The sequence below is a fragment of the Achromobacter sp. JD-1 genome, assembly GCF_038594925.1.
Classification (GTDB): domain Bacteria; phylum Pseudomonadota; class Gammaproteobacteria; order Burkholderiales; family Burkholderiaceae_B; genus Achromobacter; species Achromobacter spanius_C.
Map to the genome: position 1 here is coordinate 292408 of NZ_JBCGCS010000002.1, position 13044 is coordinate 305451.

General features: G+C 63.7%; 15 protein-coding genes. 4 read left to right on the forward strand and 11 right to left on the reverse strand.

The features are described 5' to 3' along the window. Nucleotides 1-2: 2 nt before the first annotated feature. The 6 genes from paaN to paaA form a co-directional block, all read right to left on the reverse strand. A complete protein-coding gene (paaN, locus tag WBR68_RS04600) occupies nucleotides 3-1667 on the reverse strand; it encodes a phenylacetic acid degradation protein PaaN (protein ID WP_127183817.1) in 1665 nt (554 codons plus the stop codon). A gap of 47 nt (nucleotides 1668-1714) precedes the next feature. Further along, nucleotides 1715-2800 (reverse strand): 1,2-phenylacetyl-CoA epoxidase subunit PaaE, encoded by a 1086-nt coding sequence (gene paaE / locus WBR68_RS04605; RefSeq protein WP_050447894.1) that lies wholly within the window; start codon nucleotides 2798-2800, stop codon nucleotides 1715-1717. Between the two features lie 13 nt (nucleotides 2801-2813). Beyond that, complete coding sequence (paaD, locus tag WBR68_RS04610) at nucleotides 2814-3320, reverse strand: 1,2-phenylacetyl-CoA epoxidase subunit PaaD (protein ID WP_050447893.1); 507 nt, start codon at nucleotides 3318-3320, stop codon at nucleotides 2814-2816. Continuing rightward, entirely contained in the window at nucleotides 3317-4081 is a 765-nt protein-coding gene (gene paaC, locus WBR68_RS04615; protein ID WP_050447892.1) for a 1,2-phenylacetyl-CoA epoxidase subunit PaaC, read from the reverse strand. Before paaC ends, paaD begins: the two co-directional genes overlap by 4 nt. Before the next feature lie 14 nt (nucleotides 4082-4095). After that, nucleotides 4096-4380: a 1,2-phenylacetyl-CoA epoxidase subunit PaaB gene (gene paaB / locus WBR68_RS04620; RefSeq protein ID WP_050447891.1), complete on the reverse strand. Its 285-nt coding sequence runs from the start codon at nucleotides 4378-4380 to the stop codon at nucleotides 4096-4098. Between the two features lie 137 nt (nucleotides 4381-4517). Then, nucleotides 4518-5507, reverse strand: coding sequence for a 1,2-phenylacetyl-CoA epoxidase subunit PaaA (gene paaA, locus WBR68_RS04625; RefSeq protein ID WP_230693618.1), 990 nt, complete (start codon nucleotides 5505-5507; stop codon nucleotides 4518-4520). A gap of 172 nt (nucleotides 5508-5679) precedes the next feature. On the opposite strand from paaA, the gene paaX reads away from it, so the two are divergent. Further along, nucleotides 5680-6609, forward strand: coding sequence for a phenylacetic acid degradation operon negative regulatory protein PaaX (paaX, locus tag WBR68_RS04630; RefSeq protein WP_050447889.1), 930 nt, complete (start codon nucleotides 5680-5682; stop codon nucleotides 6607-6609). A gap of 56 nt (nucleotides 6610-6665) precedes the next feature. On the opposite strand, the gene WBR68_RS04635 is transcribed toward paaX, so the two are convergent. Together WBR68_RS04635 and orn are read right to left on the reverse strand one after the other, a co-directional pair. Beyond that, a complete protein-coding gene (locus WBR68_RS04635) occupies nucleotides 6666-7292 on the reverse strand; it encodes an NAD(P)H-hydrate epimerase (RefSeq protein WP_230693619.1) in 627 nt (208 codons plus the stop codon). A 25-nt stretch (nucleotides 7293-7317) separates the two neighbouring features. Next, nucleotides 7318-7863, reverse strand: a complete 546-nt coding sequence (orn, locus tag WBR68_RS04640; protein WP_050447887.1) for an oligoribonuclease — start codon at nucleotides 7861-7863, stop codon at nucleotides 7318-7320. A gap of 60 nt (nucleotides 7864-7923) precedes the next feature. On the opposite strand from orn, the gene WBR68_RS04645 reads away from it, so the two are divergent. Both WBR68_RS04645 and rsgA read left to right on the forward strand, forming a co-directional pair. Next, nucleotides 7924-9174 (forward strand): M48 family metallopeptidase, encoded by a 1251-nt coding sequence (locus WBR68_RS04645; protein WP_050447885.1) that lies wholly within the window; start codon nucleotides 7924-7926, stop codon nucleotides 9172-9174. 29 nt (nucleotides 9175-9203) lie between these two features. Further along, on the forward strand, nucleotides 9204-10127 hold the full coding sequence (rsgA, locus tag WBR68_RS04650; protein ID WP_050447925.1) for a ribosome small subunit-dependent GTPase A: 924 nt from the start codon (nucleotides 9204-9206) through the stop codon (nucleotides 10125-10127). Between the two features lie 85 nt (nucleotides 10128-10212). On the opposite strand, the gene WBR68_RS04655 is transcribed toward rsgA, so the two are convergent. Further along, nucleotides 10213-10944: a CoA pyrophosphatase gene (locus WBR68_RS04655; RefSeq protein WP_050447884.1), complete on the reverse strand. Its 732-nt coding sequence runs from the start codon at nucleotides 10942-10944 to the stop codon at nucleotides 10213-10215. Between the two features lie 123 nt (nucleotides 10945-11067). Beyond that, the gene (gene rplS / locus WBR68_RS04660; RefSeq protein ID WP_006218237.1) at nucleotides 11068-11448 is read right to left on the reverse strand and encodes a 50S ribosomal protein L19; all 381 of its coding nucleotides are present in this window, start codon (nucleotides 11446-11448) and stop codon (nucleotides 11068-11070) included. Nucleotides 11449-11667: 219 nt separating this feature from the next. Between rplS and WBR68_RS04665 the strand changes: the two genes are divergently transcribed. After that, the gene (locus tag WBR68_RS04665; RefSeq protein ID WP_230693620.1) at nucleotides 11668-12540 is read left to right on the forward strand and encodes a DMT family transporter; all 873 of its coding nucleotides are present in this window, start codon (nucleotides 11668-11670) and stop codon (nucleotides 12538-12540) included. Nucleotides 12541-12571: 31 nt separating this feature from the next. Here the strand turns inward: WBR68_RS04665 and WBR68_RS04670 are convergent, their stop codons facing one another. Further along, on the reverse strand, nucleotides 12572-13039 hold the full coding sequence (locus tag WBR68_RS04670) for a hypothetical protein (protein ID WP_050447882.1): 468 nt from the start codon (nucleotides 13037-13039) through the stop codon (nucleotides 12572-12574). Between the last annotated feature and the right edge of the window lie 5 nt (nucleotides 13040-13044).

A 13044-nucleotide genomic window follows, 5' to 3' on the forward strand; every position in this document is an offset into this window, starting at 1 on the left:
GCTTAGACGTGACGGCGGGTTTGCACCACGCGGAAGCGGTTCGACACGAAGGCCGTGTCGGACAGCGCCGCGTTGGCGGCCGGGTTGGCGCCGGTGCCGTGGAAGTCGCTGAATGCCGCGGTCTGGTTGACGAACACCGCGCCCGTCAGGTTCAACGACAACGACACGCCGGACACTTCCGCCGCGTCCTGCACCTGGTCAGCCACTTGCGGATCGGTCGTGTAGGCCGACAAGGACAAGGCGCCGTGCTGAATGACGCTGTCGCGCGCCAACTGGACACTGTGCGCGGTGGAATCCGTGGCCACCACGAAGGCGATCGGGCCAAACCATTCCTGGCTGATGGCCGCGTTGCCCGCTTCCGTGCGCAGCAGCAACGGCGTGCGAACGCGGGCGTTTTCAAACTGCGGATGCGTCAGCGTCTTGCTGTCGGCCACCACCGGCAGGCCCAGCGCGCGGGCTTTTTCGATGCGTTCAACGATGCCGTCATTCTGGATGGCGCCCGTCAGTTCGACTGCGCGGGCGGCGTCCGCGCCCAGCTTCTCCAGCGCCACGCCCAAGGCGGCGGCGACGTCATCAAAGCTGACGCGGCCTTCCGGCGTGTTGATGCCGTCGCGCGGCACGTAGATGTTTTGCGGCGCCGTGCACATCTGGCCCGAGTACAAGGCCAGCGAGAACGCCAGGTTGCGCGCCACGCCCTTCAAGTCGTCGGTGGAATCGATGATGACCTGGTTGACGCCGGCCTTCTCGGTGTAGACCAGCGCCTGGCGGGCATTGTTTTCCAGCCAGTCGCCGTTGGCGGTGCTGCCGGTGAAGTCCACGATCTTGACGGCCGGGTCCAGCGCCAGCTTCTGCGCCGTATCGTCGCCCGCTTCGTGCGCGGCCAGCAGGACCACATCGGGGTCGAAGCCCGCTTCTTGCAGCACTTCGCGCGCCACCTTCACGGTGATGGCCAGCGGCAGGATCGCGCCCGGGTGCGGCTTGACGATGACGGTGTTGCCGGTGGCCAGGCTGGCGAACAGGCCGGGGTAGCCGTTCCAGGTGGGGAAGGTCGAGCAGCCGATCACCAGCGCCACGCCACGCGGCACCACGGTGAACTGCTTTTCCATGCGGATGGGGTCATTCTTGCCTTGCGGCTTTTCCCAGATCGCCACGCCCGGAATGCGCGACATTTCCTGCCACGCATACGTCACCGCCTCAAAGCCACGGTCTTGCGCGTGCGGGCCGCCGGCCTGGAAGGCCATCATGAAACCTTGGCCGGTGGTGTGCTGCACGGCGTAGGCAATTTCGAAACTGAGCTTGTTCAGGCGCGCCAGGATTTCCAGCGACACGCCCACCCAGGCTTGCGGGCCAGCGCGGCGCCAATCTTCCAGCGCACGCTTGGACGCGCTGATCAGCTTGTCGACCGGAACGTGCGGGTAGGTAATGCCCAGGTCGAACCCATAGGGCGATTTTTCGCCGCCCACGGTGCCGTCGGCATCATGCAGGTTCAACGGGAACGGCTTGCCCTTCAGGGCTTCGAAGGCGGCGCGGCCGTCGTCGTTGGCCGTTTCGCCATAGTTGCGCGGGCTGGGCGATTCAGCGAAGGGGCTCCAGTAGCCACGCAACGCGGCAGCCGCCAGGGATTGTTCCAGCACGGGCTGGTGACGTTCGAAGAATTTTTGGGACACGCTTGTCTCTCCAATGAATTAGGGGTGTCTGACTGGCTCGGGCCGCGTCAGGTTTCCTGGTCGAAGTCGATAACCAGGCGGTCGCTGACCGGAAAGCTCTGGCAACTCAAAACGAATCCGCGCGCCACTTCGTAGTCTTCCAGGGCGAAGTTGGCGTCCATGTCCACTTCGCCTTCGATAACCTTGCATCGGCAGGTGGAACACACGCCGCCCTTGCACGAATACGGTAGCTCGATTCCCTGCGCCAGCGCCGAGTCCAGCACGCTGTCTTTATTCTTATCAATCACGAACATGCGGCTGTGGCCGTCCTGCACCACGGTCACTTCACACTGGCCCTTGCCCGGCGCCTGCGGGGCGTCGTGGCCGGTGCGCAGCGCGCGTGGCCCCTTGGGCGCCCCGAACAATTCGAACTTGATGTTCGACTTCGGAATGCCACGGGCCTGCAGCCGCTCGACCACGCTTTCGGTCATGGTCTGCGGACCACAGACAAAAGCGTAATCGATGTCTTCGGGGCTCATCCAGGCCGACATCAACTGATCGACCTTGTCGCCGTCCAGGCGACCGTTGAACAGTTCAATGTCTTGCGTCTCGCGGCTCATGACGTAGACCAGCGAGAAGCGCTCCATGTACAGGTTCTTCAGGTCTTCGATTTCTTCGCGGAACAGCACGGCCGACGATGCGCGGTTGCCAAAGAACAGCGTGAACTTGCTGCGCGGTTCGGTCGACAGCGCGGTCTTCACCAGCGAGAACACCGGCGTGATGCCGCTGCCCACCGCGAAGGCCACGTAATGGCGCTGGTTCTCGGGCGAGAAATCCACGGTGAAGTTGCCGGCGGGCGCCATCACTTCCAGCGTCTGACCCGGTTGCAGTTCGTGGTTGGCCCAACTGGAGAACGCGCCTTCGTCGACCTTCTTGATGGCCACGCGCAGCAGCTTGTCGTGCGGGGCGGAACAGATCGAGTACGAGCGGCGCAGCTCTTCGCCATTCAGTTGCGTGCGCAGGGTCAGGTACTGCCCCGGCAGGAAGGCGAACTCGTCGGTCAGCGTGTCGGGCAGGTCAAAGGTGACAACCACGGCGTCGCGCGTATTGCGCGCCACCGAGGCCACCTTCAAGGAATGAAATTGGTTGCTCATCTTGAAACCGCTCTCAGTGAGTCTTGAAATAATCGAAGGGTTCGCGGCAAGACACGCAGCGATACAGCGCCTTGCACGACGTGGACCCGAAGTTGCTGACCATCCGCGTGTCGCGCGAGCCGCAACGCGGGCACGCGATGGCGGGCGCGGCGGCGCGGCGGCTGATGCCCGAGATGTCGATGGCGCGTTCGGCGGGGGCGGCGATGCCGTAGCCCTTGAGGGCTTCGCGGCCCTTTTCGCTCATCCAGTCGGTCGTCCAGGCGGGTGCCAGGCGGGTATCGACACGGACTGCGTCGATACCGTGGCGCGCCAGCGTCTGCTGGATGTCCTGGGTGATCTCGCGCATGGCCGGGCAGCCAGAGTACGTGGGCGTGATGACGACGACACAGGTGTCGCCGTCCCAGGTCACGTCACGCACCACGCCCAGGTCCACCACGGACAGCACGGGGATCTCCGGATCGGGAACCTCGTGCAGCCAGGCGTAGACCTGGTCGGCGGAAATGGGCGCCAGCGCGTTCACCACGAGGCTCCTGGATAGGCGCGCGGCAGGTACTGCATTTCGGCCAGCACGTAGCCCAGTTCTTCGGTGTGCTTGCCCTGGCGGCCGCCCCGGTAGGCCAGATGGTTGGCGGCGGTTTCGTCGGGCACGGTCAAGGTGGCTTCTTCCAGCACTTCGCGCACGTGGGCCAGCCACGGTGCGCGCAGGGCGGAAAGTTCGCAGCCGATGCCGCGCGCGGCCACGTCCTGGTCCACGGCGTCGTCGGCGAACAATTCGCCGGTAAAGCGCCAGGCGTCGTCGATGGCGGCCTGCATCTTGGCGTGGCTTTCGTCGGTGCCATCACCCAGGCGCACCACCATGTCCGACGAGCGACGCACATGGTAGGTGACTTCCTTGATGGACTTGGCGGCGATGGCGGCGACACGTTCGTCAGCGGACTGCTCCAGGCGTTGCAACAGGAAGTAGTGCCACACGTCGAACAGGAACTGGCGCGCCATGGTGTCGGCATAGTTGCCATTGGCGCGTTCAACCAGCAGCACGTTGTGGAATTGATGCGCGTCGCGGTGATAGGCCAACGCGTCTTCGTCACGGCCGGCGCCTTCGACTTCGCCCGCCAGCGTCAGCCACATGCGAGCCTGGCCCAACAGGTCCAGCGCGGTGTTGGTCAGCGCCAGGTCTTCTTCCAGGATGGGGCCGTGGCCGGTCCACGCGCCCAGGCGCTGCGACAGGATGAGCGACGAATCGCCCAGGCGCAGCAGGTATTCAAACAGAGTCTTGTCCATGTCCGCCCACCGCCTTACATGTGCTTGATTTCGTCGGGCATCGGGAAAAACGTGGGATGCCGGTAGACCTTGCTGTTGGCCGGTTCGAACAAGGGTTCCTTGTCGCCGGGGCTGCTGGCCGAAATATCCGAGGCGCGCACGACCCAGATGCTCAGGCCTTCGTTGCGGCGCGTGTAGACGTCGCGAGCGTGGTTGATCGCCATTTCGGCGTCCGAGGCGTGCAGGCTGCCGACGTGCTTATGGGCCAGGCCGTGCTGGCTGCGGATGAACACTTCCCACAAAGGCCAGTCTTTGCTCATGATGAATATCCTTGAAATGCCGGGCGCGCGCGGCGCGCTCCGGACGGCAATGATGAGGTGATGTCGGGGTGGAAAAGAGGTGCGCAGGCGCGCTTGAATAGGTATGCAGACGCTGCGGCCAGTTCAAGCGCTTCGCTTCAAGCGGCCTTGCGCTGCGCCTTCTTGTCCGCGTAGGCCACCAGCGCGTCGCGCACCCAGGCACCGTCTTCGTGCGCCTTGACGCGCGCGGCCAGACGTTCGCGGTTGCACGGCCCGTTGCCCTTGAGCACGGCGTAGAACTCGCTCCAGTCGATTTCGCCGAAGTCATAGTGACCGCGTTCGGCGTTCCACTTGAGGTCGGGATCCGGCACGGTCAGGCCCAGGTATTCGGCCTGCGGCACAGTCTGGTCCACCATCTTCTGGCGCAGTTCATCGTTGGAGAAGAGCTTGATCTTCCAGGCCATCGATTGCGCGCTGTTGGGCGATTCGGCGTCGGACGGGCCGAACATCATCAGGGCGGGCCACCACCAGCGGTTCAAGGAATCTTGCACCATCGCCTTTTGCTCGGGCGTGCCGTGCAGGCACATCTGCATCAGCAGGTCGTACCCCTGGCGCTGGTGGAAGGATTCTTCCTTACAGACGCGCACCATGGCGCGCGCGTAGGGGCCGTATGAACAGCGGCACAGCGGGATCTGGTTGATGATGGCCGAGCCATCGACCAGCCAGCCGATCATGCCGATATCGGCCCAGCTAAGCGTGGGGTAATTGAAGATGCTGGAGTACTTGGCGCGGCCCGCGTGCAGGTCGTCGATGAGGTCATCGCGCGACACGCCCAGCGTCTCGGCGGCGCTGTACAGGTACAGACCGTGGCCGGCCTCGTCCTGCACCTTGGCCAGCAGAATCGCTTTGCGCTTGAGGGACGGAGCGCGCGTGATCCAGTTGCCTTCGGGCAGCATGCCGACAATTTCCGAGTGCGCATGCTGCGAGATCTGGCGCACCAGCGTCTTGCGATAGGCATCGGGCATCCAGTCCTTGGCCTCGATGCGCACGCCATCGTCTATGCGGCGCTGAAACGTCTGTTCGGGACCTTCAAGCTGGTCCGCGGTCTTGACCTGCTTGACGCCGGTTTCGACGAGTTGAGCGTACATGTTTGTCTCCTTGAGACGGTTTGCGAAAACGCAAGGCAAACGTTCCACAGCGCCGTCATGTCATAGGCGGATTATTTAATACAAAAAAATCATTGTCAAACGCAAAGCTGTATCACATTGGATTTATGTATCATATTGCGGATCCCGATATCGGCCGCATTTGGCCCACCCTATGGCAAACCCTACGTCGCCTTTGGACCGTTTCCTGTCCCGCTTGTTGAAAAGCGACCCGCCTCGCGCCAAATCGCTCTGCGTCAGCTTGCTGGGGGACGCGCTGGCGCCTCACGGCGGCGCCATCTGGCTGGGCGACCTGATCGAACTGCTGGCCCCGCTGGGCATCAACGAACGCCTGCTGCGCACCAGCGTCTTTCGGCTGGTGGCGCAGAATTGGCTGCAATCGGAACGGCATGGCCGGCGCAGCCTGTACCTGATTTCTGAACAGGGGCAGCGACATACCGCGCATGCCTCACAGCGCATTTACGAAGGCGCGACGCAGGACTGGAACGGGGAATGGACGCTGGTGGCGCTACCACGCACCGGCAACGGGCTGGCCGAACGCGCCGAGCTGCGCCGGGAACTGGTCTGGGAAGGGTTCGGCATGATCGCGCCGGGCCTGTTCGCGCATCCGCACACCGAGGCGAGCGCCGCGCACGACATCCTGGAAAAACTGGGCATTCCGGACCGGGCGTTGGTGCTATCTGCCCGCGATCTGGCCGGTGCGGGCGGCCTGCCCATCGCCAGCTTGGCCTCGCAATGCTGGAACCTGGACGATGTGGCCGAGCAGTACCGCCAGTTCTCGCGTAATTTCGGTCCGCTGGAAAAGCTGCTGGAGGAAACCCCACCGCCCGCCGACGCCTTTGTCGTGCGGGTCATGCTGCTGCACCACTGGCGCCGGATCGTGCTGCACGACCCACAACTGCCCGGGCCGATGCTGCCCGACAACTGGCCGGGCCACGCCGCCCGCGCCCTATGCGGGCGCATCTACTGGAAGGTGTTCGATGCGTCGGAAACGCATCTGAACGCGCGCGCCGGGCAAGACAATGAGCGTTACACCCCGCTGACGACTGACGTGGAATCCCGTTTTGGAGGGCGGCCGGTCTGAGGGGGGCGCGCCTTCAGAGCGCGTGGCCTCGGCAATGGTACGCCGGGGCAATCCGCCTAGCTGGCAGCATCGCCGGGCATCTCCACACCCAGCGTGTCCACATGGCATTCGCCCGCGGCGTCGCGACCGGCGCCGGGCCGAGTCAAACCCCGGGCGGTAGCAATAAAAGACAGCGTCCAGGTAGCCTGGATTGGCCGGCCTAACGCCGCGCCGGTATCGGCGTCGATGCCGCTAGGCACATCCAGCGCCAACACGGGCGCGCGCCACGCATTGATCATATCGACCAACTGCTGCCAGGTGGAATCCAACGGACGGTTCAACCCGATACCGAACAGGCCGTCGATAAGCAGATCAGGAGGCGTGGCGGGAAGCGACGCCAGCGTATGGCCCCCGGCGGCAAGCCAGCCCGCCCAGGCGCGCGCCGCATCGGCGGGCAATTTTTCGGGGCCAGACGGCAGCAGGACCTGAACGCGCAGACCCAACGCCAGCAGGCGTGTCGCGGCTTCCAGGGCATCTCCGCCGTTGTTGCCGGGACCGGCCACGGCCAGGATGGAGCCGCCAGGAGCTACCCGTTCGGCAGCAAATGCCGCGGCCGCCGCGCCAGCCTTTGGCATGAGTGACGCCCCCTGTGCCAACGCCAACTGCTCGGCGCGGCGAATCTGAGCAACGGAATGACTGGTCATGGCAATCCCGTCCCAAGCCGCCTGCTTACACTTTCAGGAAGTGTTCGCGGTAGTACTTGAGTTCGTCGATGGATTCGTAGATGTCGGCCAGCGCTTCGTGGCGGCTCTTTTTCTCGAAGCCCTTGTACACGGCCGGCGCCCAGCGGCGCGCCAATTCCTTCAGCGTGCTGACGTCCAGATTACGGTAGTGGAAGAACTGTTCCAGGCGCGGCATGTAAGCAAACATGAAGCGGCGGTCCTGGCTGATGGTGTTGCCGCAAAGCGGCGATTTTCCCGCCGGCACATGCTGCGCCAAAAACGCCAACAGCGTATCCTCTGCCTGCGCCTCGGACACGGTCGATGCGCGGACCTTGTCGATCAAGCCGCTCTTGCCGTGGGTGGATTTGTTCCAGTTATCCATGGCGTCAAGCAGGCTGTCGGGCTGGTGGACGACCAGAACCGGGCCTTCGGCCACCACCGTCAGGTCGGGTTCGGTGACCACGACGGCAACCTCGATGATGCGTTCTTTCTCGGGATCCAGCCCGGTCATTTCCATGTCGAGCCAGACCAGGCGATTTTCGTTCACAGCCATATAATTTGCCTATAAAACACGCGATTTTCGCACATCCCTATTGAGCCATCCGCTTCGCCCATGTTCACTCTGCTGTTCGTTGCCTTCCTGCTTGCCGATATCGCGGTGCGCCTGTGGCTGGCCAGCCGCCAGATCCGTCACGTTGCGCGCAACCGCGACCAGGTGCCCGCCGAATTCTCGCCACGCATCGGGTTGACCAGCCATCAGCGCGCCGCCGACTACACGGTTGCGCGCGTCAAGCTGGGCATGCTGGAACGCACCTACGACGCAATTCTGCTGGTGTGCCTGACGCTGATGGGCGGCTTGCAATTCATCGACCTGATGGTGGGCCAGCTTACCAGCAATGACTTCTTGCGCCAGATGCTGTTGCTGGTGGTGGTGGCGCTGGTGCTGGGTCTGCTGGGCCTGCCGTTCACGCTGTGGCGACAGTTCAAACTGGAAGCTCGCTTCGGTTTCAACCGCATGACACCTGAACTGTTCATCGCGGACACCGCCAAGGGCTTGCTCGTGGCGGCCGTGCTGGGCCTGCCGCTGGCCGCCGCCGTGCTGTGGCTGATGGGCAGCGCGGGCGCCTACTGGTGGGTGTGGGCCTGGGCGCTGTGGACGGTATTCAATCTGGCGCTGCTGATCATCTACCCGATGTTCATTGCCCCGCTCTTCAATAAGTTCACGCCGCTGTCCGACCCGGAACTGGCTGGCCGCATTCAGCGCCTGGCGCAGCGCTGCGGCTTTGCGTTGAATGGCCTGTTCGTGATGGACGGCTCGCGCCGCTCTGCGCACGGCAACGCCTATTTCACCGGCTTCGGGCGGTCGCGCCGCATCGTGTTCTTCGACACCCTGCTCGCCCGCCTGAACGGCGATGAAATCGAAGCCGTGCTCGCGCACGAACTGGGCCACTTCGCCAAGCGCCACATCATCAAGCGCGTGGTCTTCAGCTTCGGCGCCGCGCTGGCCTTCTTTGCCATCCTGGGCTGGGTATCGCAGCAACCCTGGTTCTATGTGGATCTGGGCGTGCTACCCCAGTTGGGTGGTCGCAACGACGCCATGGCGCTGCTGCTGTTCTTCCTGGTCATTCCCGTTTTTACTTTCATGTTCACGCCGTTGGCCAGTTGGTACTCGCGTCGCGACGAATTCGAGGCGGATCGCTATGCGGCCGAGCAGAGTTCGCCGGCACACCTGGTATCCGCACTGGTCAAACTCTATGACGACAACGCTGCTACGCTGACTCCCGACCCTGTGCATTCCGCCTTCTACGACAGCCACCCCCCCGCCGCCGAGCGCATCCGCCACCTGATGGCGCCTGCCGCATGAGCAACACGCGCACTACCCGAAACGGCGCCATGGCCGCGCCATCCGAAGCCGTAGGCGACCAGATCGACGGCCGCATCATCGCCGCGCACGGGCGCCACTACACGGTGGAGCTTGCCGATGGTTCGCTACGCAAGTGCTTTCCGCGCGGCAAAAAAGCCGGAGCTGCCGTCGGCGACCGCGTGCGCATCGCGCCGCAAGGCAAGGACGAAGGCGCTATCGACGCCATTCTGCCGCGCAGCAACCTGCTGTATCGGTCGGACGACATGCGCTCCAAGCAGTTCGCCTCCAACGTTGACCAGTTGCTGATCGTGATTGCGGTGCAACCCACGTTCTCGGACGACCTGACCGGGCGCGCGTTGGCCGGCGCCTGGAGCGTCGGCATATCCCCGCTTATCGTCCTGAACAAGACCGACCTGACCGAAGAGCTGCCCGCCGCGCGCGCACGTCTGGCGCCGATTGCCGCGCTAGGCGTGCCGGTCGTCGAACTTAGCGCCCTGGAACCGGAAAATGTGCATGCCCTGCTGGCCCCGCGCCTGGCCGGACGCACCAACCTGTTGCTGGGCCAAAGCGGCATGGGCAAGTCCACCCTGCTCAATGCCCTGATTCCCGACGCCCGCGCCGCCACGCGCGAGCACTCCACTGCGCTGGACATGGGCAAGCACACCACGACCAGCACGCGGCTCTACCATTTGCCCGAGCCCGGCGGCGACTTGATCGATTCGCCCGGGTTCCAGGCGTTTGGCTTGCAGCACCTGACGCGCGACGACATCATCCGCGGCTTCCCGGAATTTACGCAGCCCATCGAGGAATGCAGGTTCTACAACTGCACGCATCGGCGCGAACCCGGGTGCGGGGTGGTTGCCGCCTTGCAGGCAGGCAAGATCAACCCACTGCGCTACGCGCTGTACGAGCGCATTCTGGAAGAGAATCTGGCGGGCCAGCAGCGCTACTGATACCCCCCATTTCCAAACAAAAGACGGCCAGAAATGGCCGTCTTTTGTTGCGTGTGCAGGGGCAAGGTGCTGCGAGCCTGGGTTGTCAGCCAGGCTGCAAGCCGTTACGCAACAGGTGATAAAGATTGCGCAGCATGCCTGCCGTGGCGCCCCAAATGAAATGCTTGCCGTAGGGCATGCCGTAATAATTTCGCACCCGACCGTCGTCCAAGCGGGCTTCATACAGCCGATGGTTGGCGGGGTCCATCAGAAACGACAGCGGCACTTCGAACACTTCGGCCACCTCGAAAGCGTCGGGCGCCAGCTCAAAGCCCGGACGCACCAGCGACACCACCGGAATGATCGAAAAACCGGTTGCCGTCAGGTAAGGCGGCATGCTGCCCAACACTTCAACATGGTCGGCGGGCAAGCCCGTTTCCTCTTGCGCCTCGCGCAAGGCGGCGGCGACAGGGGTTGAATCACTGGTTTCGATGCGACCACCCGGAAAGCTCACCTGCCCGGCATGGTCATGCAGGTGCGCGGCACGCTGGGTCAGCATGATGTGCACGCCGTTGTCGCGGGTGACCAGCGGGATCAGCACGGCGGCAGGCACTGGCGCGCCTTCGCGCCCGGGATAGCGCAGGTCGTTGTCGCGAGACAGCTCCAGCCTCCACGTGGAGGGCTGGGTCAGCGTGCCCCGCAAGCGATGCGGGGTCAGCAGGCTGGCGGGCACGGCCGGCAAGGACTCATTGGCCACTACCCACGGTTGCGTCGCCGGATCGAAGCCGGGACGCACGAGCGGCCGTCGTGGCCGCGCGGAATACGAGGAATCAGACATACGGCTTTGCAAAAAGAAAAAGGCACCCTCGCAGGTGCCTTTTTAACCCGGAAACCCGTGCCGGACGGAAACGCTGAATGGCGCGAACGTCCGACACTGGTAGGGCCGTGTGCCGATAAGCGATCAAGCCGCCGAGGCTTGCTTGCTGACCAGCTTTTCCTTGATACGTGCCGACTTGCCCGAGCGGTTGCGCAGGTAGTACAGCTTGGCGCGGCGCACGTCGCCGCGGCGCTTGACTTCGATGCCGGCGATTTGCGGCGAGTACAGCTGGAACGTACGTTCCACGGCTTCACCCGACGAAATCTTGCGCACGGTGAACGCGGAGTTCAGGCCGCGATTGCGCTTGGCGATAACAACGCCTTCGAAGGCCTGCACGCGCTTGCGGGTGCCTTCAACGACGTTCACGCTCACGATGACGGTGTCACCAGGAGCAAATTCAGGCTTGGCTTGGCCGCCGGTCAGACGGGCAATTTCTTCCTGTTCCAGGATAGCGATAAGGTTCATGAGAACTCCTAGATCATCATGTCTTTGCGGACTAAAAATTTTTGCCGTGCGATTTTTACCGATGTTGTTACTCGTGCCGCAAGCAGAGGATGAGATTTGGCAAACCAATGATTCTACACCAAAAGTTTGCGTAAGCGTCGAGTAGAATGGCGGCCTTCCCGTGGCTTGCTGTACCCTTGCCACTTCTGTCACAAACACGTCATCTGACGCTGTTCCCTCATGTCGTATACGTCCCTGATATTGGTCGTCCTGGCGGCGATGGCCCACGCAACGTGGAACCTGCTTGCCAAGCGCGCGGCCATGGTGGGCGCCCCATTCGTGTTTGCCTACGGGTTATGCGCTTCGGTGCTCTATGCCCCCTGGGTGATCTGGGTGCTGGTACACGACGGCATGAGCTGGACCTGGCCCGTCGTAGGCGCCATCCTGACATCCAGCCTGTTGCACCTGGGCTACAGCCTGTGCCTGCAACGCGGCTATCAGGTGGCCGACTTGTCCGTGGTGTACCCCATTGCACGAGGCACCGGCCCGCTGCTGTCCACGACAGGGGCCTTTCTGCTGCTGGGCGAACCCGCCACCAGCACCGGCATTATCGGCATGCTGTGCGTGGTCATCGGGGTGCTGCTGATTGCCACCCAGGGCCGGCTGACCATCTTCAAGCAGGCGCAAGCCTGGGTTGGCGTGCGCTGGGGCGTGGTGATCGGCCTGTTCATCGCCGCCTATACCGTGGTGGACGCCTATGGCGTGAAGGTACTGCTGATCAGCCCCGTACTGTTCGACTGGTTTACCTGCGTCACTCGAACCGCCATGATGACGCCCCACATGCTGGGCCGGCGTGCTCAAGCCTGGGAGTCCATGCGTGGGCACTGGCACTTGGCGTTGGCCGTGGGCCTGCTGTCTCCGCTGGGATACATCCTGGTGCTGTACGCCTTGCGCAACGGCGCGCCCTTGAGCCTGGTGGCGCCAGCCCGCGAAATGTCGATGATGCTTGGCACCCTGGCTGGCATGTTCCTGCTGCGCGAAAAGGTTGGCCCGGGCCGTTTGGCCGGCTGCCTTGCCATTCTGGTGGGCGTGGTCCTGCTGGGTTCCAGCTGATTGCGCTGCCCCAGGCATGGTGCCTGACTGCTTAGAAGCCCGCCGCCGCGCCCAGCCACATCAGCCCAGGGATGATTGCGCCCCACGCCAGCACCATCACCACATCCAACACCATCGCCTTCATGGTCACTTGGGAGGTCACGGGCTCTACCGTGGCGTTGCCCAGGCTGCGCTCGCGTTCGGCGGGAGCCGCCACGGGACGAATGACAGGCATCGGCATTGATGCGGGCGATGACTCGGCCACCGGCATCGGCACCGATACGGTTTGCCCCCCTAGCGTGCCCTCGTCTACCGGCGCGGGTGGAAACGGCCAGCGTGCCGGCGTGGTGCCTGACCGACTGCGGTCGCGCCGCTCGCCACCGGCCGATGCGGTCGTCCACGGCATGGCCATACCTGTCAGCTTGGTGCAAACGGCACGCGCACGATGGACGCCGCGGCGCAGCGGGTTCAGCGAGACGACAAGCTCGTCGGACAAAACGGAAAAATCAGCGGTGTTCATAAGAA